24 protein-coding genes are annotated in these 22,613 nt (G+C 48.3%); 13 read left to right on the forward strand and 11 right to left on the reverse strand.

The window, feature by feature from the left end; genetic code table 11:
• Nucleotides 1–383 precede the first annotated feature (383 nt).
• The 6 genes from cyoA (at nucleotide 384) to JK154_RS10130 (ending at nucleotide 6,833) form a co-directional block, all read left to right on the forward strand.
• Nucleotides 384–1,322 (forward strand): cytochrome o ubiquinol oxidase subunit II, encoded by a 939-nt coding sequence (gene cyoA, locus JK154_RS10105; RefSeq protein ID WP_211992419.1) that lies wholly within the window; start codon nucleotides 384–386, stop codon nucleotides 1,320–1,322.
• Nucleotides 1,323–1,341: 19 nt separating this feature from the next.
• Nucleotides 1,342–3,333 (forward strand): cytochrome o ubiquinol oxidase subunit I, encoded by a 1,992-nt coding sequence (gene cyoB / locus JK154_RS10110; protein WP_211992420.1) that lies wholly within the window; start codon nucleotides 1,342–1,344, stop codon nucleotides 3,331–3,333.
• Entirely contained in the window at nucleotides 3,323–3,937 is a 615-nt protein-coding gene (locus JK154_RS10115; protein WP_211992421.1) for a cytochrome o ubiquinol oxidase subunit III, read from the forward strand. Before cyoB ends, JK154_RS10115 begins: the two co-directional genes overlap by 11 nt.
• Nucleotides 3,937–4,266: a cytochrome o ubiquinol oxidase subunit IV gene (locus JK154_RS10120; protein ID WP_211992422.1), complete on the forward strand. Its 330-nt coding sequence runs from the start codon at nucleotides 3,937–3,939 to the stop codon at nucleotides 4,264–4,266. The genes JK154_RS10115 and JK154_RS10120 overlap by 1 nt, the downstream gene beginning before the upstream one ends.
• An 11-nt stretch (nucleotides 4,267–4,277) precedes the next feature.
• The gene (cyoE, locus tag JK154_RS10125; protein ID WP_211992423.1) at nucleotides 4,278–5,165 is read left to right on the forward strand and encodes a heme o synthase; all 888 of its coding nucleotides are present in this window, start codon (nucleotides 4,278–4,280) and stop codon (nucleotides 5,163–5,165) included.
• Between the two features lie 303 nt (nucleotides 5,166–5,468).
• Nucleotides 5,469–6,833: an MFS transporter gene (locus JK154_RS10130; RefSeq protein WP_211992424.1), complete on the forward strand. Its 1,365-nt coding sequence runs from the start codon at nucleotides 5,469–5,471 to the stop codon at nucleotides 6,831–6,833.
• A 128-nt stretch (nucleotides 6,834–6,961) separates the two neighbouring features.
• Here JK154_RS10130 and JK154_RS10135 read toward each other — a convergent pair whose 3' ends face one another.
• Nucleotides 6,962–7,453 carry a YajQ family cyclic di-GMP-binding protein gene (locus JK154_RS10135; protein ID WP_211992425.1) on the reverse strand — a complete coding sequence of 164 codons (492 nt, stop codon included), beginning with the start codon at nucleotides 7,451–7,453 and terminating at the stop codon, nucleotides 6,962–6,964.
• Between the two features lie 125 nt (nucleotides 7,454–7,578).
• On the opposite strand from JK154_RS10135, the gene panE reads away from it, so the two are divergent.
• Both panE and yajL read left to right on the forward strand, forming a co-directional pair.
• Entirely contained in the window at nucleotides 7,579–8,493 is a 915-nt protein-coding gene (gene panE / locus JK154_RS10140; protein ID WP_211992426.1) for a 2-dehydropantoate 2-reductase, read from the forward strand.
• On the forward strand, nucleotides 8,453–9,049 hold the full coding sequence (gene yajL / locus JK154_RS10145) for a protein deglycase YajL (protein WP_211992427.1): 597 nt from the start codon (nucleotides 8,453–8,455) through the stop codon (nucleotides 9,047–9,049). Before panE ends, yajL begins: the two co-directional genes overlap by 41 nt.
• A gap of 47 nt (nucleotides 9,050–9,096) precedes the next feature.
• Here yajL and thiI read toward each other — a convergent pair whose 3' ends face one another.
• On the reverse strand, nucleotides 9,097–10,545 hold the full coding sequence (gene thiI, locus JK154_RS10150) for a tRNA uracil 4-sulfurtransferase ThiI (RefSeq protein WP_211992428.1): 1,449 nt from the start codon (nucleotides 10,543–10,545) through the stop codon (nucleotides 9,097–9,099).
• Between the two features lie 215 nt (nucleotides 10,546–10,760).
• Between thiI and xseB the strand changes: the two genes are divergently transcribed.
• The 3 genes from xseB to dxs are packed head-to-tail and all read left to right on the forward strand — an operon-like array spanning nucleotide 10,761 to nucleotide 13,796.
• On the forward strand, nucleotides 10,761–11,003 hold the full coding sequence (gene xseB / locus JK154_RS10155) for an exodeoxyribonuclease VII small subunit (RefSeq protein ID WP_211992429.1): 243 nt from the start codon (nucleotides 10,761–10,763) through the stop codon (nucleotides 11,001–11,003).
• A gap of 1 nt (nucleotide 11,004) precedes the next feature.
• The gene (gene ispA, locus JK154_RS10160) at nucleotides 11,005–11,904 is read left to right on the forward strand and encodes a (2E,6E)-farnesyl diphosphate synthase (protein WP_211992430.1); all 900 of its coding nucleotides are present in this window, start codon (nucleotides 11,005–11,007) and stop codon (nucleotides 11,902–11,904) included.
• Between the two features lie 29 nt (nucleotides 11,905–11,933).
• A complete protein-coding gene (gene dxs, locus JK154_RS10165; RefSeq protein WP_211992431.1) occupies nucleotides 11,934–13,796 on the forward strand; it encodes a 1-deoxy-D-xylulose-5-phosphate synthase in 1,863 nt (620 codons plus the stop codon).
• Between the two features lie 107 nt (nucleotides 13,797–13,903).
• Here the strand turns inward: dxs and pgpA are convergent, their stop codons facing one another.
• From pgpA to nrdR, 6 genes are all read right to left on the reverse strand, one after another.
• Complete coding sequence (gene pgpA, locus JK154_RS10170; RefSeq protein WP_211992432.1) at nucleotides 13,904–14,419, reverse strand: phosphatidylglycerophosphatase A; 516 nt, start codon at nucleotides 14,417–14,419, stop codon at nucleotides 13,904–13,906.
• Nucleotides 14,397–15,374 (reverse strand): thiamine-phosphate kinase, encoded by a 978-nt coding sequence (thiL, locus tag JK154_RS10175; protein ID WP_211992433.1) that lies wholly within the window; start codon nucleotides 15,372–15,374, stop codon nucleotides 14,397–14,399. The genes pgpA and thiL overlap by 23 nt, the downstream gene beginning before the upstream one ends.
• A 56-nt stretch (nucleotides 15,375–15,430) precedes the next feature.
• Nucleotides 15,431–15,850: a transcription antitermination factor NusB gene (nusB, locus tag JK154_RS10180; protein WP_211992434.1), complete on the reverse strand. Its 420-nt coding sequence runs from the start codon at nucleotides 15,848–15,850 to the stop codon at nucleotides 15,431–15,433.
• Nucleotides 15,851–15,871: 21 nt separating this feature from the next.
• On the reverse strand, nucleotides 15,872–16,342 hold the full coding sequence (gene ribE, locus JK154_RS10185; RefSeq protein WP_211992435.1) for a 6,7-dimethyl-8-ribityllumazine synthase: 471 nt from the start codon (nucleotides 16,340–16,342) through the stop codon (nucleotides 15,872–15,874).
• A 76-nt stretch (nucleotides 16,343–16,418) separates the two neighbouring features.
• Nucleotides 16,419–17,537, reverse strand: coding sequence for a bifunctional diaminohydroxyphosphoribosylaminopyrimidine deaminase/5-amino-6-(5-phosphoribosylamino)uracil reductase RibD (ribD, locus tag JK154_RS10190; protein ID WP_211992436.1), 1,119 nt, complete (start codon nucleotides 17,535–17,537; stop codon nucleotides 16,419–16,421).
• 5 nt (nucleotides 17,538–17,542) lie between these two features.
• Entirely contained in the window at nucleotides 17,543–17,992 is a 450-nt protein-coding gene (nrdR, locus tag JK154_RS10195; protein ID WP_211992437.1) for a transcriptional regulator NrdR, read from the reverse strand.
• A gap of 150 nt (nucleotides 17,993–18,142) precedes the next feature.
• Between nrdR and JK154_RS10200 the strand changes: the two genes are divergently transcribed.
• Nucleotides 18,143–18,703: a DUF3251 domain-containing protein gene (locus JK154_RS10200; RefSeq protein ID WP_211992438.1), complete on the forward strand. Its 561-nt coding sequence runs from the start codon at nucleotides 18,143–18,145 to the stop codon at nucleotides 18,701–18,703.
• A gap of 309 nt (nucleotides 18,704–19,012) precedes the next feature.
• On the forward strand, nucleotides 19,013–19,867 hold the full coding sequence (locus JK154_RS10205) for a nucleoside-specific channel-forming protein Tsx (RefSeq protein ID WP_211992439.1): 855 nt from the start codon (nucleotides 19,013–19,015) through the stop codon (nucleotides 19,865–19,867).
• Between the two features lie 40 nt (nucleotides 19,868–19,907).
• Here the strand turns inward: JK154_RS10205 and JK154_RS10210 are convergent, their stop codons facing one another.
• From JK154_RS10210 to secF, 3 genes are all read right to left on the reverse strand, one after another.
• Nucleotides 19,908–20,612 (reverse strand): YafY family protein, encoded by a 705-nt coding sequence (locus JK154_RS10210; protein WP_211992440.1) that lies wholly within the window; start codon nucleotides 20,610–20,612, stop codon nucleotides 19,908–19,910.
• A gap of 103 nt (nucleotides 20,613–20,715) precedes the next feature.
• Nucleotides 20,716–21,492: an alpha/beta hydrolase gene (locus JK154_RS10215; RefSeq protein WP_211992441.1), complete on the reverse strand. Its 777-nt coding sequence runs from the start codon at nucleotides 21,490–21,492 to the stop codon at nucleotides 20,716–20,718.
• 139 nt (nucleotides 21,493–21,631) lie between these two features.
• Nucleotides 21,632–22,603 carry a protein translocase subunit SecF gene (gene secF, locus JK154_RS10220; protein WP_211992442.1) on the reverse strand — a complete coding sequence of 324 codons (972 nt, stop codon included), beginning with the start codon at nucleotides 22,601–22,603 and terminating at the stop codon, nucleotides 21,632–21,634.
• Nucleotides 22,604–22,613: the final 10 nt, after the last annotated feature.

Below are 22,613 nucleotides of genomic sequence, written 5' to 3' on the forward strand. Positions count from 1 at the left end.
AAAAGTCATCCGTCATGGATTTTTATTATTTCGTGCTACCAAAACATTAAATAGTTAACTTTAACGATTCAGCTAATATACTAAAATAATGTTATGAGTTGTTTAGAAAACGATACTCAATTGTTAATTAATTGTTCCATTTCACGTCTTGTTATAGCAATGGTGAGCGCAACACCCTGTCAGGGCGGGTTTTTGTTATAACAAGTCGTGTGGTTCTATTCTGGATAAATTTTTTCGCCAAAAGTATCTTGTGTGATGCCGTCGTCATAAGCGAGTAATCCATATTAACACTATGCCATTCAGGTTTACACTCATGTAACCTTCCCGTAAAATGCCGCCACACTTTAAACGACAATAGAGTTCCCTGAAATTGAGGTCGTTAAATGAGAATCAGGAAATACAATAATAGTTTGAAATGGCTGTCATTAATTGCAGGCACTGTATTACTCAGTGGCTGTGATTCTGCGCTGCTTGATCCGAAAGGACAAATTGGACTGGAACAACGTTCACTGATACTGACAGCTTTCGGGCTGATGTTGATTGTCGTGATCCCTGCAATTTTAATGGCTATCGGTTTTGCCTGGAAGTATCGGGCATCAAACAAAGAAGCCAAGTATAGCCCTAACTGGTCACACTCTAATAAAGTGGAAGCCGTTGTCTGGACTATCCCAATCCTTATCATCATCTTCCTTGCCGTACTGACTTGGAAAACCACGCATTCTCTTGAGCCAAGCAAACCGCTGGATCATGATAAAAAGCCCATCACCATTGAAGTCATTGCGATGGACTGGAAGTGGTTCTTCATCTATCCGGAACAAGGTATTGCGACGGTTAACGAGATTGCTTTCCCGGCCAACACGCCAGTGGAATTCAAAATTACCTCTAACTCCGTGATGAACTCTTTCTTCATCCCACGTCTGGGTAGCCAACTTTATGCCATGGCAGGTATGCAAACCAAATTGCACCTGATTGCTAACGATGCCGGTACCTACGACGGTATCTCTGCAAGTTACAGTGGTCATGGGTTCTCTGGCATGAAATTTAAAGCCATTGCAACGCCTGATAACGAGGGTTTTGAGCAATGGGTTGCTAAGGTTAAACAATCACCTGAAGTGATGAATGACATGGCTGCCTACGAGAAGCTTGCTGCACCGAGTGAAAATAACAAGGTCGAGTACTTCTCAAATGTCAAACCCGGTTTGTTTGTTGATGTTATCAACAAATTCATGGGACACGGGCATGGCACCAGTATGAGTCAGCCCGCAGCTGAACATACTGACCATCAAGGCATGGACATGAATCACGGGGAAACCTCTCACTAAGGGGCCGAGGAATAATACAATGTTCGGAAAACTAACACTGGATGCAATTCCGTACCATGAACCTATTATCATGGTCACGGTCGCAGCAATTATCATCGGGGGCCTGGCGTTAATTGCGGCAATCACTTACTTCGGTAAGTGGGAATATTTATGGAAAGAGTGGTTTACTTCTGTTGACCACAAACGCCTTGGCGTGATGTATATCATCGTCGCTATTGTCATGTTGTTGCGTGGTTTTGCTGACGCCATCATGATGCGAAGCCAACAAGTTCTGTCCTCCGCTGGAGAGGCAGGTTTCTTGAATGCTCACCACTACGACCAGATCTTTACCGCTCACGGCGTTATTATGATCTTCTTCGTGGCGATGCCATTTGTTGTTGGCCTGATGAATATCGTCGTGCCATTACAAATTGGTGCGCGTGACGTTGCGTTCCCCTTCCTGAACAACCTTAGCTTCTGGCTGACTGTTGTAGGTGTGGTACTGGTTAACGTCTCTCTCGGGGTGGGTGAATTTGCTCAAACTGGTTGGGTTGCCTATCCGCCATTGTCAGGGATTGAATACAGTCCGGGCGTTGGGGTCGATTACTGGATATGGAGTCTACAGTTATCCGGTATTGGTACAACCCTGACAGGGATTAACTTCTTCGTTACTATCATGAACATGCGTACCCCGGGTATGACTATGTTCAAAATGCCAGTGTTTACCTGGGCATCTCTGTGTACTAACGTGTTGATTATCGCTGCGTTCCCAATCTTCACAGTAACTGTTGCACTACTGACCTTTGACCGCTATCTGGGCACCCACTTCTTTACCAATGATATGGGTGGCAACATGATGATGTATGTCAACCTGATTTGGGCATGGGGTCACCCGGAAGTTTATATCCTGGTTCTGCCTGTATTCGGTGTGTTCTCTGAAGTGGTTTCAACCTTCTCCAGAAAACGTCTGTTTGGTTATACCTCCCTGGTATGGGCAACAATTGCCATTACCGTTCTGTCGTTCATCGTTTGGCTGCATCACTTCTACACAATGGGCAGTGGCGCAAATGTGAACGCCTTCTTCGGTATTGCCACCATGATTATCGCCATCCCGACAGGGGTGAAGATCTTCAACTGGCTGTTCACTATGTACCAGGGCCGTATTGTCTTTAACTCAGCAATGATGTGGACTATCGGTTTTATTATCACCTTCTCGATTGGTGGGATGACCGGCGTTCTGCTGGCAGTACCGGGCGCTGACTTTGTTCTGCATAACAGTCTGTTCCTGATTGCTCACTTCCATAACGTCATTATCGGTGGTGTGGTATTTGGTTGTTTCGCTGGTATGACCTACTGGTGGCCAAAAGCGTTCGGCTTTACCTTAAATGAGACGTGGGGTAAACGGGCATTCTGGTTCTGGATCATTGGGTTCTTCGTGGCCTTCATGCCACTGTATATCCTGGGCTTCATGGGTATGACCCGTCGTCTTAGCCAGGGTATCGACCCTATGTTCCACACCCTGCTCTGTGTTGCCGCCGTCGGTGCAGCACTGATCGCTCTGGGTATTCTGTGTCAACTGACTCAGTTCTACGTCTCTATTCGTGACCGTGAACAGAATCGTGATCTGACTGGGGATCCATGGAATGGTCGTACTCTGGAGTGGTCAACTTCTTCACCTCCGCCATTTTATAACTTTGCCCACCAGCCACATGTTCATGAACGTGATGCATTCTGGGAAATGAAAGAGAAAGGCGAAGCCTATAAGAAACCGACCAGCTATGAAGAGATTCATATGCCACGTAACAGTGCTGCCGGTATCGTTATTTCTGCGCTGCTTGCCGTGTTTGGTTTTGCCATGATCTGGCATATCTGGTGGCTGGCGATCATCACTTTCGCCGGTACTATCGTTACCTGGATTGTGAAAAGCTTCGACGAAGATGTGGACTACTACGTTCCGGTTGCAGAGGTCGAGAAGTTGGAAAACAAACATTTCGACGAACTTACTAAAGCAGGACTGAAAAATGTCAACTGAAACTCTGACGCACACTAACGCCCAAGCTGAGGAGCATGGGCACCACGATGCAGGAGCCAACAAAGTCTTTGGTTTCTGGATCTACTTAATGAGCGACTTGATTCTCTTCTGTTGCTTGTTTGCTACCTATGCGGTTCTGGTACACGGCACCGCTGGCGGACCGACGGGTAAAGATATCTTTGAACTGCCTTTCGTGATGGTTGAAACTGGGCTACTGCTGCTCAGTTCCATCACCTATGGCATGGCCATCATCTGCATGGACAAAGGAACCAAGAATCAAGTTATCGGCTGGCTGGCTATCACCTTCCTGTTTGGTGCTGGATTCGTAGGGATGGAAATCTATGAGTTCCATCACCTGATTGTTGAAGGCTATGGCCCTGACCGCAGTGGTTTCCTGTCAGCATTCTTTGTGCTGGTAGGGACTCACGGTGTGCACGTCACCTCAGGTCTGGTCTGGATGGCTCTGATGATGTTCCACGTTTATCGTCGTGGTTTAACCAGCAATAACCGTACACGCTTGATGTGCCTGAGCCTGTTCTGGCACTTCCTGGATATCGTCTGGATTTGTGTGTTCTCAGTAGTTTACTTGATGGGGGCGATGTAATGAGTTATTCAAATGAACTAGGCGGCGCCCAGCACGGCAGTATTAAGACCTATATGGTTGGCTTCATCCTCTCGATTATCCTGACGGCAATTCCGTTCTGGATGGTCATGGAAGGTAGCGCTTCTCACGGTGCCATTCTGGCTGTGATTCTGGTGAGTGCTGTCGTGCAGATCATAGTTCATCTTGTCTGTTTCTTGCATATGAACACCTCTTCGAGTGAACGCTGGAACGTTGCAGCGCTTGCCTTTACGGTGTTGATTATCGCCATTCTGGTTGTAGGCTCCATCTGGATTATGTGGAACCTCAACCTGAATATGATGATTCACTAAGAGCGGCCTGTATGATTAAGCAATACCTGCAAGTTACGAAACCAGGAATTATTTTCGGTAATTTAATTTCTGTTATTGGGGGATTTTTACTGGCCTCAAAGGGCAGTATTGATTATCCCTTGTTTCTTTCCACGCTGATTGGCGTCTCTTTAGTTGTCGCATCGGGTTGTGTTTATAACAACTTTATCGATCGCGATATCGATCAGAAAATGGAGAGAACGAAAAATCGGGTACTGGTTAAAGGCCTGATTTCACCGAAAGCCTCGCTGGTATATGCCACCTTGTTAGGTATTGCTGGCTTTATGCTGCTGTGGTTTGGTGCTAATCCTCTGGCGATGTGGTTAGCTGTAATGGGCTTTGTGGTTTATGTTGGGGTTTATAGCCTGTACATGAAACGCCACTCTGTCTATGGCACTCTGATTGGCAGCCTTTCAGGTGCGGCGCCACCCGTCATTGGTTACTGTGCTGTAACCAATGAGTTTGATACTGGTGCCGCTATCCTGTTAGCTATCTTTAGTCTCTGGCAGATGCCGCACTCCTATGCGATTGCCATCTTCCGCTTTAAAGATTATCAGGCTGCAAATATTCCGGTATTACCTGTTGTTAAAGGCATTTCGGTAGCCAAGAACCATATTACGCTTTACATCATTGCTTTTGCGGTTGCCACACTGATGCTCTCGCTGGGCGGCTATGCAGGTTATAAGTATCTGGTTGTTGCCGCTGCAGTAAGTGTCTGGTGGTTAGGTATGGCACTGCGTGGCTATAAAGTGGAAGACGATAAAGTCTGGGCACGTAAGTTGTTCGTCTTTTCAATCGTTGCCATTACGTCACTCAGTATCATGATGTCGGTGGACTTTATGGTTCCTGAACAACACCAGCTGTTAACTTACCTTCAGTAATTAACTGCCATTCAAATCGCTGACAGACGATATATAACCGATTAAAAAGAGAGGGGAAACATAGTTTTCCCTCTCTTTTTTATTCAGGGTTTGTGCTGATGATTCTGGCGTTCTATTTTACCCATAAGAAGAGTATACAAACCGATGCGGATTCATCGCTATCGCGCTGTAATGCAATACGCCGCTACATTTTTTTGTTAGATAAACAGCATGATGTACGGTGTAATAACGTTAAAAACATTGAGCCTTTACCCTCCCCTATTCACACACTACACTGATGCCGACTTTTTATCTGAGGTGGTAATGAACGACTACAAAATGACCCCCATCGAGTTACGGGCAACCTGGGGTTTAGGCACCGTATTTTCGCTGCGAATGCTCGGCATGTTTATGGTGCTACCTGTTCTGACCACTTGGGGCATGGCTTTACAAGGCGCCACTGAGACACTGATCGGCCTGGCTATTGGTATTTATGGTTTAACTCAGGCCCTGTTTCAAATCCCCTTTGGCCTGCTTTCTGACCGTGTAGGCCGTAAACCACTCATTGTTGGCGGCCTGGCTATTTTTGTCCTCGGGAGTGTGATCGCCGCCACCACGGATTCAATCTGGGGGATCATACTGGGTCGTGCTCTGCAAGGTTCCGGAGCAATCGCTGCAGCCGTCATGGCACTGCTTTCTGACCTAACCCGCGAACAAAACCGAACGAAAGCCATGGCCTTTATCGGTATCAGTTTTGGTGTCACCTTTGCTATCGCCATGGTACTGGGGCCCATTATTACCCAGGCTCTGGGGCTGCAGGCACTCTTCTGGATGATTGCAATACTGGCTACCGCAGGCATTGGTATGACTCTATGGGTAGTACCTGACAGCAACACTCACGTGCTGAACCGTGAGTCTGGCATGGTGAAAGGATGTTTCCGCAAGGTAATGGCTGAACCCAAGCTGCTGAAGCTTAACTTTAGCATTATGTGTTTACATATCATGCTGATGTCCACGTTTATCGCTCTTCCCGGGATTCTGGAACAGGCAGGCTTCCCTGCGGCTGAACACTGGAAAATTTACCTGTGTACCATGCTGATTTCTTTCGTCGCCGTACTGCCACTCATTATCTATGCCGAGGTGAAAAGGCATATGAGACGCGTATTCATCGGCTGCGTTGCGTTGCTATTAGTGGCAGAAATTATCTTATGGGGCGCCGGCCCACATTTTTGGGAGCTGGTTATTGGCGTTCAGCTGTTCTTCCTGGCTTTTAACTTAATGGAAGCGATTCTGCCGTCTCTTATCAGTAAGGAGTCACCTGCGGGCTATAAGGGAACGGCAATGGGGATCTATTCAACCAGTCAGTTTATCGGGGTCGCCATTGGCGGCTCTGTCGGCGGCTGGGTTAATGGTCTGTTTGATTCACAAACCGTATTTCTGCTGGGTGCATTACTGGCCATGCTCTGGCTACTGGTGAGCTATACCATGCAGGAGCCACCTTATGTCACCAGCCTGCGCATTGAGCTGGCAGAGGATATTAAAGATACCAACCAGTTATCGGCGTTGTTACGGGCGGAACCCGGTGTTAGCGACGTCAATATTATTGCTGAGGAACGTAGCGTTTACATCAAAATTGACAGCAAGGTGACTACCCGCAAAATGCTGGAAGAGAAAATTTCCCGGCGTTAGCCGTAACAAAATGGGGACAGCCCAGCGACAAGAAGAGTACAGCAGAGTACTGGCCTCTGCTGTACATATGTCACATGGCCTGCAGACAGTAAACGCCTTTCAGTTCATTTGGCATATTAAGCGGGTGATCAGTCGCGGAAGTTTTTAAACTGAAACGGCTGGCCCAAATTGCCCCCACGAACAAGCGCCATCGCCGCCTGTAAGTCATCACGTGACTTACCGGTGACCCGGATCTCTTCCCCCTGGATTTGGGTTTGTACTTTTAGCTTATTGTCTTTGATGAGCTTAACAATTTTTTTTGCTATAGACGCCTCAATCCCCTGCTTCAGTTTGGCATTCACACTCCAGGTTTTACCACTGTGCTCAAATTCTTCGGGCACCTCAATGGAGCTCCCCTCAATGCCGCGCTTTAACAACTTCGCACGTAAGATATCCAGTAATTGGTTGACCTGAAAATCAGACTCGCTGGATACTTTAATCACTTGATCTTTTTCGTTTAAAGCAAATTCTGCTGGTACATTACGAAAATCAAAACGGGTCGCTAACTCCCGTTCAGCATTTTCGACTGCGTTACGAACTTCTGACATGTCGATTTCAGAAACAATATCGAATGATGGCATATTTTTCTCCCTTGATGATTTGCGTTGCATAATACCCGCTGGGCTGAGCAAAACAACCTGTAAAGAATCAGAATGCGTATAACGCTATAATAGAATATGTTCAGGATTTCGTAGGGGAGAAAAAAATGCAAATCACCGTACTGGGTTGCGGTGCTATAGGCCAACTTTGGCTGACTGCACTTTATAAGCAAGGGCATGAGCTACAGGGTTGGCTACGTGTTCCACAACCCTACTGCCATGTTAATCTGCTGGATAAGACAGGCGATATATTTAACCAGTCATTTATTGCCAATGATCCGCAATTTCTCGCTGAGAGTGAACTACTGCTGGTGACGCTTAAAGCCTGGCAGGTATCTGACGCCGTACGCACACTGGCACCAAAGCTGCCCGAAAGCTGTCCTATTTTATTGCTCCATAATGGCATTGGCACACTGGAGGAACTTAGCGGCCTGCCCAATCCGATACTGCTGGGTTTTACTACCCAGGCGGCAAAGCGCGATGGCAATGTCATTGTCCATGTTGCTAATGGAACCACCCATATTGGCCCTGGTAACCAACAGGCTGCTGGGTATAGCTACCTTGCAGAAACGTTACACCAGGCCCTGCCTGATGTGGCATGGCACAATAATATCGACTCTGCCAGCTGGAATAAGCTGGCCATCAATTGTGTTATTAACCCACTCACGGCTCTCTACAACTGCCGTAATGGAGAGCTGAATAATCATGATGATGAGATCTACAATATTTGTGACGAAATCGCCCATATCATGGAGCGTGAGGGGTATAGCATCTCGACGGAAAACCTGTTTTCACATGTCAAACAAGTGATTACCAGTACTGCCGAGAATATCTCATCGATGCTGCAGGATGTTCGTGAAGAGAGGCACACGGAGATTGATTATATTACTGGTTATCTACTGCGTCGCGCCCGGGCAAACGGCATGCCTGCTCCGTTAAACGCACATCTCTATGAACAGATTAAACGTAAGGAAGAGGAATATGAGCGTTCGAGCACTGGTTTGCCTGGCTCCTGGAGCTGAGGAGACTGAAGCCGTCACCACTATCGATCTACTGGTCCGCGGTGGCATCGAGGTGACTACCGCCAGTGTCGCCAGTGATGGCGGGCTGACGATTGTCTGTTCACGTGGGGTCAAACTGGTTGCCGATTTCCCTCTGGTTGAGGTCGCAGACGGGGAATTCGATATTATTGTATTACCTGGTGGTCTGAAGGGGGCTGAATATCTGCGTGACAGTCCCCTGCTGGTTGAAACGGTACGGCAGTTCCATCTTTCCGGGCGTATTGTGGCGGCTATTTGTGCTGCACCTGGAACCGTGCTGGTTCCCCATGGTCTGTTCCCCATCGGGAACATGACGGGTTTTCCAGGGCTGAAAGGGACCATTCCTGAGGAACAATGGCAGGATAAAAGGGTCGTCTGGGATCCACGGGTTAATCTTCTCACCAGTCAGGGACCGGGAACGGCAATAGATTTTGCCTTGAAAATCATTGACCTGTTAATTAGCCGTGAAAAGGCTCATGACGTCGCCGGGCAACTCGTACTGGCTGCGGGGATCTACAGTTTCCGGGATTATAACTAGCTAATGATTTCCCTTCTCCCGTGGAGAGAGAAGGGAAAGCGTCACCATTACTGACGGTAGACCTTCACGTTGCTATAACCCAGTTCGCGCAGGTACAAAGCCTGCAGACGGCTCATCACACCACGCTCACACCACAGCAAATAAGTTTTACTCTGGTCAAGGGAGCCAAAAGCGGTACTGAGTTTATAGAAAGGTAATGCAGTTACCTCAATGCCATCCAGAGCCATAGGCTTTGCTTCCACTTCGTCATTAGAACGAATATCCAGCAGAACCTCATTCGCCCCGAACTCATTAACGGTTTCTACTTCAACCACTTCTTCCTGGGTCTGGGTTGCAATTTCACGAATATCAATATTCGTGGCTTCGGCAATCACACGCTCAAGAATAGAGAAGTCGAAGTTTTGCTCTTCCGCTTCAATCTTCGCTTTAACCGCTTTAACTGTCGGGCTTTTTGAAATGACACCACAGTATTCTGGCATCGTACGGGCAAAATCAGCAGTACCGATTTCACGGGCTAAATCAATAATATGCTCTTTATCATGTGAAATCAGCGGGCGCAGAATAAGGGTGTCGGACACGTTATCTATCAGGCGCAAGTTAGTCAGAGTCTGGCTGGATACCTGCCCCAGAGCTTCACCGGTAACCAGCGCCTGAACCCCGTAACGTTCAGCAATTTGCGAAGCAGCACGCACAAACATTCGTTTTAGAACAACGCCCATCTGACCATCTTCGATTTTTTCGAGGATTTCCCCCACAACCGGTTCAAAGTTGATGGCGACAAAACGGACTTTATGGGAACTACCAAAACGATTCCACAGATAATGCGCAACTTGTTTCACGCCAATTTCATGAGCTGCACCACCGAGATTAAAGAAGCAGTAGTGAACACGACAGCCACGGCGCATCAGCATGTAGCTGGAAACACCAGAATCAAAACCACCAGAAATCAGTGACATGACATCTTCCTGGGTTCCTACAGGGAACCCACCAAGGCCTTCACTACGACTTTTAACCAGCAGCAGTCGGTCATTCTCAATCTCAAGATGTACGGTCACATCCGGACGAGTCAGCTTAACCCGAGCGGATTCAATATGTTGATTCAGACCACCACCAACATACCGCTCAACATCAATAGAGCTGAACTCATGCTTACCACGGCGTTTAACCCGTACACAAAAGCTCTTGTCGATTAACTGGTCGCGGTAAAGTTCAAGCGCTTGCTCGAAGATATTGTGCATGTCGGTAAATGGCACATCTTCAACTTCCAGAATATGATGAATACCCGGGATGCGTGTTAAACCTTCACGAATGGCCAGGCGCTGGCTTTCGTCTCTGGCACGGACTTCAATATGATCCCAGTGGCGGAGTACCGCCAGCTTCTCATCGTAATGCTTTAAGACGTTACGAATGTTCGCGGTGAGTATCTTAATGAAGCGCAATCGCACAGATTGGCTCTTGATGGTGATTTCCGGGAACAATTTAATGATAAACTTCATGGCGGTAAGAGTTCGTTAGTGAGCCGTTTCTGCGGTTAAACATAGGGGCTTAAAAAAAAGTAAAGCAGAGGTATCTTTCCTCTGCATCCGAGTGGCGAGAGTATACCACCATCCCGGCTCGACTGCGTATTTTAACCCAATGTTCGAGCTTGCTTGATAATCATTTTGACTCCGTTACCATGTCGGCGTCGAATTAAAACAGAGTCAGACATCCTATGGCTAAAAAAAATGAACCCCAAACCAGTTTTGAAACAGCACTGGTAGAACTGGAACAGATAGTGAGCCGTTTAGAAGGAGGCTCACTTCCACTGGAAGACGCTCTAAATGAATTTGAACGTGGTGTACAATTGGCTCGTCAGGGGCAGCTCAAACTGCAACAAGCAGAGCAGCGAGTACGTGTCCTGCTGAGTGATGACCCGGACTCACCACTGACTCCTTTTACTCCGGATGCTGAATAATATGGATTTTAATCGTCAACTTAAGGCTTATACTGAAAGAGTGAACCAGGCCCTTGCTCATTTTCTGGCGCCGCTTCCCTTTCAAGACAGTCCAATGGTTGAAGCCATGCATTATGGGGCCCTGTTAGGGGGCAAACGGCTACGTCCTTTTCTGGTCTATGCTACCGGGAAAATGTTCGGTGTTAATACCGATGTACTGGACGCACCGGCTGCTGCAATAGAATGTATTCATGCCTATTCATTGATTCACGATGATCTACCGGCGATGGATAACGATGATTTACGCCGAGGGCAGCCGACATGCCATATAAAATTCGGTGAAGAGAATGCTATTCTTGCTGGCGATGCCCTACAAACTCTGGCGTTTTCTATACTTAGTGGGGCACCGATGCCCGGTGTTCAGGCTACTGACCGTCTGGCAATGGTAACGGAACTCGCTTCCGCCAGTGGCGTTAGTGGTATGTGTGGTGGCCAGGCACTGGATCTCGCCGCCGAAGGTCAACACGTTAGCCTGGCGATGCTGGAGCGTATTCATCGGCATAAAACCGGGGCCCTCATTTGTGCGGCGGTTCGTCTCGGCGCATTCAGTGCTGGTGAGGCCGGTCGACAGGCACTACCGTTACTGGATAATTTCGCACAAAATATTGGTCTGGCATTCCAGGTTCAGGATGACATTCTCGATGTCATTGGTGATACCGCCACTCTGGGTAAGCGCCAGGGCGCAGATCAACAGCTTGGCAAAAGTACCTATCCAGCGTTGCTTGGCCTTGAGCAGGCTCAGGCAAAAGCAGAAGAACTTTTACAGGAAGCACGACAGGCTCTGGCCACCCTTTCCAGACAGTCGCTGGATACCAGCGTCCTGGAGGCGTTGGCAAACTACATTATCCATCGTGATAAATAACGTATAACAACTATGAGTTAAGATTGCTGATGAGTTTTGATATCGCCAAATACCCGACACTGGCACTGGCTGACTCTGCCCCAGAGTTACGCTCACTGCCAAAAGATAGCCTGCCGAAGCTTTGCGATGAGCTACGCCGCTACCTGCTGGATAGTGTCAGCCGCTCCAGCGGACATTTTGCTTCCGGTTTGGGAACCGTGGAACTCACTGTGGCGTTGCACTACATCTATAATACTCCCTTCGATCAAGTTATCTGGGATGTGGGACATCAGGCTTATCCGCATAAGATCCTGACGGGGCGCCGTGACAAAATAGGCACCATTCGTCAGAAAGACGGTTTGCACCCTTTCCCATGGCGTGCGGAAAGCGAGTACGACGTGCTGAGTGTCGGCCATTCCTCAACCTCAATCAGTGCCGGGCTCGGTGTGGCGGTTGCTGCTGAAAAAGAGGGTAAAGATCGGCGAACGGTCTGTATTATTGGGGACGGTGCAATTACTGCCGGTATGGCCTTTGAAGCCATGAACCATGCCGGGGATATTCGCCCGGACATGCTGGTGATACTCAATGACAATGAGATGTCTATCTCCGAAAATGTCGGGGCATTAAATAATCACCTGGCACAATTACTTTCCGGTAAACTTTATTCAACCCTGCGGGAAGGTGGCAAAAAAGTCTTCTCAGGTGTTCCCCCTATCAAAGAGCTGTTAAAACGAACAGAGGAGCATCTGAAAGGCATGGTCGTGCCGGGCACATTGTTTGAAGAGCTTGGTTTTAATTACATCGGGCCCGTGGATGGCCATGATGTGCTGGGGCTGGTGAGTACGCTAAAAAACATGCGTAGCCTGAAAGGCCCACAATTCCTGCATGTAATGACCAAAAAAGGTCGGGGATATGCCCCGGCAGAAAAAGATCCAATCAGTTACCATGCAGTACCTAAGTTTGATCCCCAAAGCAATACCCTGCCTAAAAGTGCCGGAAGCCTGCCCAGTTATTCAAAAATTTTCGGTAATTGGTTATGTGAAACTGCCGCTCAGGATAACAAACTGATGGCCATCACCCCAGCGATGCGTGAAGGCTCCGGGATGGTGGAGTTCTCTCGTCAGTATCCCAGCCAATATTTTGACGTGGCTATCGCCGAGCAGCATGCCGTGACCTTTGCAGCGGGCCTGGCAATTGGAGGCTATAAACCCGTAGTCGCCATCTATTCAACCTTCCTGCAACGGGCTTACGATCAGTTAATTCATGATGTAGCCATTCAAAAACTGCCTGTACTGTTTGCCATTGACAGGGCCGGAATTGTCGGTGCCGATGGACAAACCCATCAGGGAGCCTTTGATCTCTCCTTCCTGCGCTGTGTCCCGGATATGGTAATAATGACACCGAGCGATGAAAATGAGTGCCGTCAAATGCTCTACACGGGTTACCATCATCAGGCTGGGCCCAGTGCCGTTCGTTATCCTCGGGGTACCGGTACTGGTGCGGCACTGACCCCAATGGAAGCACTCCCGTTAGGGAAAGGGGTTATCAAACGTCAGGGTGAAAAATTGGCAATCCTTAACTTTGGAACTCTGCTTCAGGATGCCGCTATCGTTGCGGAAAATCTCAATGCAACACTGGTGGATATGCGTTTTGTTAAACCTCTGGACCAGGCGTTGATCCTGCGAATGGCAGAACAGCATGAATCACTGGTGACACTGGAAGAAAATGCCATCATGGGCGGGGCCGGTAGTGGGGTTAATGAAGTCTTAATGGCTAAACGTAAGGTGGTGCCAGTACTCAATATTGGCTTGCCTGATATTTTTATTCCCCAGGGAACCCAGGAAGAAGCACGCGCTGATATTGGTCTCGATGCGGCAGGCATTGAACAGCAAATTCGCCACTGGCTGAATTAATCCACCCGTGGTTTAAGGAATAGCAAGGAAGCTTATCCCTGACAAAAAACAGAGCCTGGCAGGATGAATGCGCCTTCATCATACCAGACACCGTTCATGATGATAATTCAGAACCAGGCAGGCGCACCATAGTAGCCCAACAAGAAAAGAATAGCGGCAGCCGCAATTCCTGCAACAATATCGTCAACCATAATGCCGGCTCCACCTTTGATATTTTTATCAAACCAGCGAATAGGCCATGGTTTCCAAATATCAAGAATACGAAAAACGACAAAACCCAGCGCAACCCAGCGCCAGTCATTCGATGGTATCGCAATCAGCGTTATCCACATCCCGACAAATTCGTCCCAGACGATGCTGCCATGGTCATGCACGCCCATATCACGCGCAGTCACATGACAGAGATAAAAACCGATAACACAGGCAATAATCACCACCAACAAATAGAGCGGTAGAGAGAGCAAATCCAGTAAATACCAGCAAGGGATCGCTGCCAGGGAACCGGCAGTACCGGGCATGATGGGACTCAAACCACTGCCAAACCCCGTTGCTAACAAATGCCACGGATTACGCAGGTTTAAACGGCTTTTAGCGATATCTTTACTCTTTTGCAAAGTGGTCATATCCTTTTAAATCCAGAGTTACGGGGTCGCCGTTACGCAGGAACTGCAATCCTTCAGACACCGGCGCTATCTGCCCAATACAACTATAGGAAACACCAAGGCTGCCGATAGCGGCCTCCAGCGTGCCACGGTTGATTTCCGGCACGGTAAAACACAGCTCATAGTCTTCGCCGCCTGCCAGCCCAAAGGCTAACGCCTGTTCCAGGGAAACATTCGCCAGAAGCTCGTCAGAAAACGGGAAAGCATCAAGGCTGATACGGGCACCACAATCACTAGCTTTCAGGATATGGCCTAAATCAGAAATCAAGCCATCTGATAAGTCTATCGCACTGCTAGCCAGTCCACGCAATGCTTGCCCATGCAAGATACGCGGGGTTGGTCGAAGATGCCGGGCAATCAGATAATCAGCCTGTTGAGTGTCACTGACCTGCAGCCGATGTTGCAAAATGGCCAGTCCAGCAGCACTGTCACCCGGCGTACCGGTCACATAGATCCAGTCCCCTACTTTAGCGCCACTTCGTTTAAGTGCTCGTCCCGCCGGGATCAAGCCATGAATACCCAGGGTCAGGGAAAGTGGGCCCCGGGTCGTATCCCCGCCGATCAGCTGTATACCGTAGTAATCCAGTTGTTCAAACAAGCTATCACTGAATGCCGCCAGCCAGTTCTCATCAACGTCAGGCAGAGTTAACGCCAGTGTCAGCCATGCAGGATCAGCCCCCATAGCAGCAAGGTCGCTCAAGTTAACAGCAAGGGCTTTATAACCTAGATCGGATGGAGAGATATCCGCCAGAAAATGGACACCAGAGACCAAAGTATCAGTGCTGATAGCCAGTAACTGTTTATCAGGGACCACCATCAAGGCACAGTCGTCACCAATACCGGTATCCACATCATGACGGGAATTTCTGGTGCGGTCGAAGTAACGGGCAATAAGGGAAAACTCACCACATGCCATGGGGTTTACCTCAAGAAAATATCAGTCAAAACAGGCCAGACATGCTGGCCTGAAGGTCACTTTTTGCGGGGACGAATAACAGGGGCTGCTTTATCAAGTACACCATTGACAAATTTATGGCTATCTTCAGCACCGAAGGTTTTCGCTAATTCAATACCTTCGTTAATGGCCACTTTATACGGCACATCATCACGTTTGGACAATTCAAACAGTGAAATACGCAGTATCGCTTTTTCTACTTGCCCCAGTTCGTCGAGCTGGCGAGACAGATAAGGCTTCATCAGCCCATCCAGATACGCACTGTTAGTAGCCACCCCGCTCAGTAACTCACGGAAATAGTTAACGTCAACGTCCTTGACGTCCTGTTCCGCCAGGAACTGGTATTCAACATCAGCGATGTCATTTTTAGACAACTGCCAGGAGTAGAGCGCCTGGACGGCGCACTCACGGGCGCGGCGACGAGCAGCAGGTTTCACGGATTTCCCCTTACAAAAAAATCAGGCTTTAATAGCCTTCAATACATTAATCATTTCCAGTGCGGTCAATGCCGCCTCGGCACCTTTATTACCTGCTTTGGTACCCGCACGTTCGATAGCTTGTTCAATGCTTTCAGTGGTCAGTACACCAAAGGCAACTGGCACACCGTGGTCATAAGAAACATGAGCCAGGCCATTGCTCGCCCCACCGGCAACATATTCAAAGTGGGCAGTACCGCCACGAATCACGGTACCCAGTGCGATAATCGCATCATATTTACCGGTTTTCGCCAGTGCGTCAGCAGCCAGTGGCAGCTCATACGCACCAGGCACCCACACAACGGTAATATTATTGTCTGTAACCTGGCCGATACGTTTCAGAGCGTCTACGGCACCATCCAGCAGGCTGTCGTTAATAAAATTGTTGAAACGCGCAATCGTAATAGCAATACGGGCGTCAGGAGTAGCAACAGCTGCTTCAATAATGTTCATAATCTTCCTTTACGGGTTCTGTTTAGCCCCAAAAGGGGGCGGATTTTATCATAATCTTTCCGCGACTGCTTACGTTTTACGAGTGCGCGTGTTCAGGGATTAAGTGTAGGCATAAATCAGGGCCTGTCTGGCGAATCTGACTGAAAACAAACTCAGGGGCATCAATAAGTTTTTCAAGCCCCGGCAGAGTACAAAGACCACGCGCATCAGTGCCCAATAACTTAGGTGCCAGATAGATAATCAGCTCATCCACCAGGCCCGCCTGTAATAATGCACCGCTTAACGCGGGGCCAGCCTCGACCCAGACGTTATTCATCTGACGTCTCCCTAACTGCATCATCAGCACAACCAGGTCAATATGCCCCTGATGGGGCGCAATGACCAGCTGTTCGACGTCCTGCGGCCAGGACTGAGAATCAGGAGCATAACGAGCAAGCCAGGTTTGTCCGGGTTGCTGAATGATATTGTGCTGGGGCGTTACACGGTTTTGGCTGTCGACAATAACACGTACCGGCTGGCGTGACGGGGAGACGGTCATATCAACCGGGCTCAGGTCATCCAGCTCATTCCAGCGGACAGTAAATGCGGGATCGTCCGCCAGGACTGTGGCACTGCTGGAAAGAATAGCGGAGCTTTGTGCACGTAAACGCTGCACGTCACGACGCGCTTGTGGGGAGGTTATCCACTGACTCTCACCACTGGCCATCGCCGTACGCCCATCAAGTGAAGCGCCCAGTTTGAGTTGTACATAGGGAAATCCGGTACGCATACGCTTGAGAAAACCGCGATTAAGGGCTTCGGCTTCCCCCATCATCAGGCCGTGACTGACTTCAATACCTGCTTGTTGTAAACGATAAAGCCCTCGTCCTGCCACTTGGGGGTTTGGATCTTGCATGGCGGCAACCACACGACTCACACCTGCGGCAATCAAGGCATCACAACAGGGAGGGGTTCGACCATGATGACTGCAAGGCTCCAGGGTGACATAGGCCGTCGCCCCCCGCGCCAGGTCTCCCGCCATCCGTAAAGCATACACTTCAGCATGGGGTTCCCCAGCTCGCTGATGATAACCTTCACCGACAATTTTGCCGTCTTTCACGATAACACAGCCAACATTGGGATTTGGCATCGTGGTAAAGCGCCCGCGTCTTGCCAGCTCAAGCGCCCGCGCCATAAACAGTTCATCACCTGACATATCTATCAATCCTGTAAGCGGGCGATCTCTTCGCCAAATTCTTTGATATCTTCAAAGCTACGGTAGACTGAAGCAAAACGGATATAAGCGACTTTATCCAGTTTTTTCAGCTGTTCCATGACCAGGTTACCGACCATCTTACTCGGTACTTCCCGTTCTCCCGTTGCCCGCAATTGAGATTTTATATGGCTAATGGCCATCTCAACGTCATCAGAATTTACTGGGCGCTTCTCGAGCGCCTTAAGTATTCCACTACGGAGCTTATCCTCATTAAAAGGTTCACGTACATCATTACTCTTAACTATCCGGGGCATCACCAGCTCTGCCACTTCAAAGGTAGTAAAGCGTTCATGGCAGACCAGGCATTGCCGGCGGCGGCGTACTGAGGAACCTTCGCCAACCAGGCGCGAGTCAATAACTTTAGTATCCACGGCGAAACAGAATGGGCAATGCATAGCGTTTCCTGCACAGATAATGATAAATGACGGACAGTTTACCGCGAAGTTGCGGGAGTACAAAGACAGCTTCTCATATCATCAACGAAATAAAATGCTATCTTCAGTTTCAGGCAGGCAAACCAGTACACCATTAGAAGGAAAGACCCCATGTCCCTGAGTGGCCGAAAAACTATTTTAGTGGTTAGTATTTTAAACATGACCGCCTGTGCCTCACCGTCAAACCTGCATCAGATTCAACATGAAATAAAAAGTCTGAATCAGGATATGCAACGTTTAAGTGAACAGGCAGTGAGTGTCAGTCAGCAAAATGCGCTAAATGCTCACTCAACCCAAGGCGTCTATTTACTGCCCTCGGCAAATACCCCGGCATTAGTGGAAAGTAACATTGGGATGCTAAAAATGTCGCTGGTTACCGTTGCTCCCGCAGCCGGAGGCACACGAGTGACGCTCCTTATCCAGCAGAACAGATTACAACCACTTCCTGCATTTTCAGCTATTATTGAGTGGAACAGCCACGAGGATAACGCCAATACTGAGCCTAAAAAAGCAACCGGGCAGCAATTTTTTAGCGTTCCGGTACGTTCAGCCACAGCGGATGAAGCAACCATCACGTTGATTTTACCTGATACGACTGTCGATACATTACGCTGGGTACGTATTCACCAGATAACCCCGCTTAATCAGGCCGTTGCTCTGCCCACTCATTAGCATTTTTCGGCAGCGTTATCTTCGTTGCCTGATGCTGAGAACGATGAATGAGCCAGCCAGAAAAACTAACATTTCATTACAACCAAACTGATATTTGAAATGCGACATAGAAAATTGAAATAAATTCGGTAAAATGTCCGCAAACGTGAGCGCAATCGATTACGTACATGATAGAAATGTGAAACAGGGCATATTTTTGTGAGTAATGGCATCTATAATAACCATGTCGTGAGAAACCTGCTGGATTCACATTCATAGAAAGTTGTTTCACAGTCTCTCGTAAAAATGAAATAAAACAGTGGCGAAAATATGAAAAAAATAATTCTGGCAGCTGGTGCTGCTATTGCACTTTCTGGTTCATTCTCTGCCAGTGCAGAAGAGACTAATCGTTCTGAATACCTTTCTGACTGGTGGCAGCAGAGTATTAACGTTGTGGGAAGTTACCACACGCGTTTCGGACCTCAGCTACGTAACGATACTTACCTGGAATATGAAGCCTTTGCACGTAAAGACTGGCTGGATTTCTACGGCTACATTGATGCACCGGTATTCTTCGGGGGTAACAGTGATGCTAAAGGTATCTGGAACAAAGGTTCCCCACTGTTTATGGAAATTGAGCCACGTTTCTCCATAGACAAGCTGACTAACTCCAATTTAAGTGTTGGTCCATTCAAAGAATTCTTTATTGCCAACGACTATATCTACGATATGGGGCATAACGAGTCCAGCCGTCAAAGCACATGGTATATGGGTCTGGGTACTGATGTTGATACTGGCCTGCCAATGAGTCTGGCACTGAACGTATATGCGAAATATCAATGGCAGAACTACGGTGCAGCGAACCAGAATGAGTGGGATGGTTACCGCTTTAAGGTAAAATACTTCGTCCCTATTACCCAAGTCTTGGGCGGCGATTTAGCCTATATTGGCTTCACCAACTTTGACTGGGGTTCCGATCTTGGCGATCAGCCTGACCGTACCAGCAACTCTATCGCGTCCAGTCATATCCTGGCACTGAACTACAACCACCTGCACTACTCCTTCGTTGCCCGTTATTTCCATAACGGCGGCCAGTGGAAAAATGGCTCACGCCCAGTGTGGATGGATGACAAAATCCAGTCTAACGGTTTTGGTTATTATTTAGTTGTGGGTTATAACTTCTAATTAATGCCTCAATCTGAAAAGTCGGCCTCTGGCCGACTTTTTACGACGCTGAGAACGGCGTTGTTTGCTGACGCTGTAGCTGAATGAAGTGCGCCAGTGAATGTTGTGGATGCGAACTAAAATGCACCTGTGTGAGAACCATTTCACTGCACCTTTCTAAATCAAAGCACCGATAATCATCCCGCGTTTCACACCAGGCAACCAGCAACCATATTTTTCCCCAGAACGTGAGACCCAACGGGTTCACCCTGCGTGCTGAGTGAACACCCCGCTTATCCTGATAGGCCATTTGTACTGTTTGCCGCATTCTGATAGCCGGATGAAGCAGATCAAAATGCCGCTTAACCTGAGGGGAAGCGCTAAGGTCTGGTACCATAATAGCGCTCTGCTCTGCGACCTGACGCTTATCAGGACTCAACGCCGCCAGCAGCTTTTCACCGGCAGAGTCAGCCGATCGCGCTAATGCATTGCCACTCCAGGTTTTAACCATCCGTAGGGCAGCAATAAGGGATTCCACCTCATCCGAACTAAACATCAGCGGTGATAAAAGGTAGCCTGGCAGCAGCTGATACCCCTGCCCCGCTTCGCCAATGACAGGCACACCAGACAGAGAGAGTGCATTAATATCACGGTAGATAGTACGTTCTGAAACCTCCAGCCGCCCAGCCAGGTACGCGGCAGTGGTTAGTCTCCTGCCATTGATTATCTGAACGATTTGAAAGAGACGTTCTGCTCGTCTGCTCATTCCCCCCCCAACTTGCCTCTACAGGCAGATATTTTTGGGTGCTGCCGGGGAGATAATATCACCGGATCAGCCAGCATCCCGTTAATAAGTCGTGTTTTTCCCCTCAGACATCTGCTGCTAAAAAATGGTTAAAAACACCACATAACCATTCAGGCCTCTCTTCATGTGCACTATGTGAGGCACAGGGAAGGTTAAATAGTTTTGCCATTTTAATCTGTTCTGCCATTTCTTGAGAATGCGTAAGTGATACCAGGGGATCATTATCCCCTCGGCAAATGAGCACTGGGCAGTTAATATTCGAGATGCTTGAATCCGGGTAACCTGTTGAGCTTCTATCCAGCCACATACCGCGAACAGCATTCATTAGCACATTAAAATCAGGCTGTGTATTCAGCTGTTGGTAAATCTTTTCTGCTGTCGGGAAGGCTTGTAACCAGCGCTCGGTACTCATGTTTTCATACATGGTTTTAACTGGGTCATTGTCTGTCAGTTGCCACGCGGCACCCACCAGAATAACACGTTCAAGAGGAATGAATTGCTGTGCGGCTATGCGTAATGCCACAATCCCCCCATCACTATGACCAATAATGGCACAGCCTGTTATAGCCAGCGATTTAATGACAGTTATCACATCAGACTGGAGTTGCTGATAGCTTAAGGACACCTCCCCCAATGTGGACCTGCCATGACCGCGGGTATCAATAGCGATCAGATAATGATGTTGCAGGTATTCAGCTAATGGGTTAAATGACGTCAAATTATCCATACCGCCATGTAATAGAATAACCGGATAATTACTGGGATCTCCTGATGTTTCATAATAAATATCAGCACCATCGATCCGAATAAATTGCCCTGACTGGTGATCAAATATCCCCATTGAGATTCCCCCTTATTAAATAAGCAAGCAACACGTTAATGGCAGGCTACTGACAACCTACTGTCAGTAGCCTGCCATTAAACGAAAAAAAACCGCAGTCACGAGATGTGGCTGCGGTTTTCATCAGGCCTTGCTCAAGTTAAGGCAGAATAGAAGGCTGATCGGCCCCTTCTTTCTCAACCTTTTGCTGCAGCATATGCTCACGCCTCATACCCAGTTTCAGCGCCAGGGCTGAAGCTACGTAGATAGAAGACGCCGTACCAACGGTGACACCAATCAGCATGGTCAATGAGAAACCTTTCAGCATTGAACCACCAAACAGATAAAGCATCAGAATAACAACCAGAGTAGTACCAGAGGTTATCAATGTTCTTTTCAGTGTTTGGGTCAATGAAACGTTAAAGATCTCATAAGGTGTACCACGGCGTATTCTGCGGAAATTCTCACGAATACGATCCGATACCACGATACTGTCATTCAGAGAGTAACCGATGACTGACATCAAGGAGGCCACGATAGTCAGGTCGATTTCGATCTGGAACAACGACAATACACCCATGGTAATGATGACATCGTGAGCCAGTGAGATAACCACACCAGCCGCCAGGCGCCACTCAAAGCGAAACCCGACATAGACCAGAATCGAAAGCAGCGCGACCAACAGAGCCATGGCACCGCTTTGAGCCAAATCAGCACCTACACTCGGGCCAACAAATTCAATACGCTTCACAGCACTGTGCTGGTTAGTCGACGAATCAATGACACTAACGACTGAACTACCCAGAGCCTGTCCGCCCACGTCACCACTGACCGGAGGCATACGCACCATGATGTCGCGACTGCTACCAAAGTTTTGTACTAACGGGTCCTGAAAGCCTGCTTTTTCCAGTGCGCCACGGATCACATCCAGTTCAGCCGGTTTTTCCAGTGAAATTTCAATGACCGTACCGCCGGTAAAATCGAGCCCCCAGTTAAAGCCTTTCACCCCAATAATAGCAATAGAGATGATAAGCAAGAGACCGGAGATGCCGAAAGCCCAGTAGTCCCAGCGCATAAAGTCATAGACTCTACGCCCGTGGTTCAATTGTTCAACAGTATATTCCTGTGCCACAACGCACTCC

The sequence above is a fragment of the Citrobacter sp. JGM124 genome, assembly GCF_018257795.1.
GTDB lineage: Bacteria > Pseudomonadota > Gammaproteobacteria > Enterobacterales > Enterobacteriaceae > JGM124.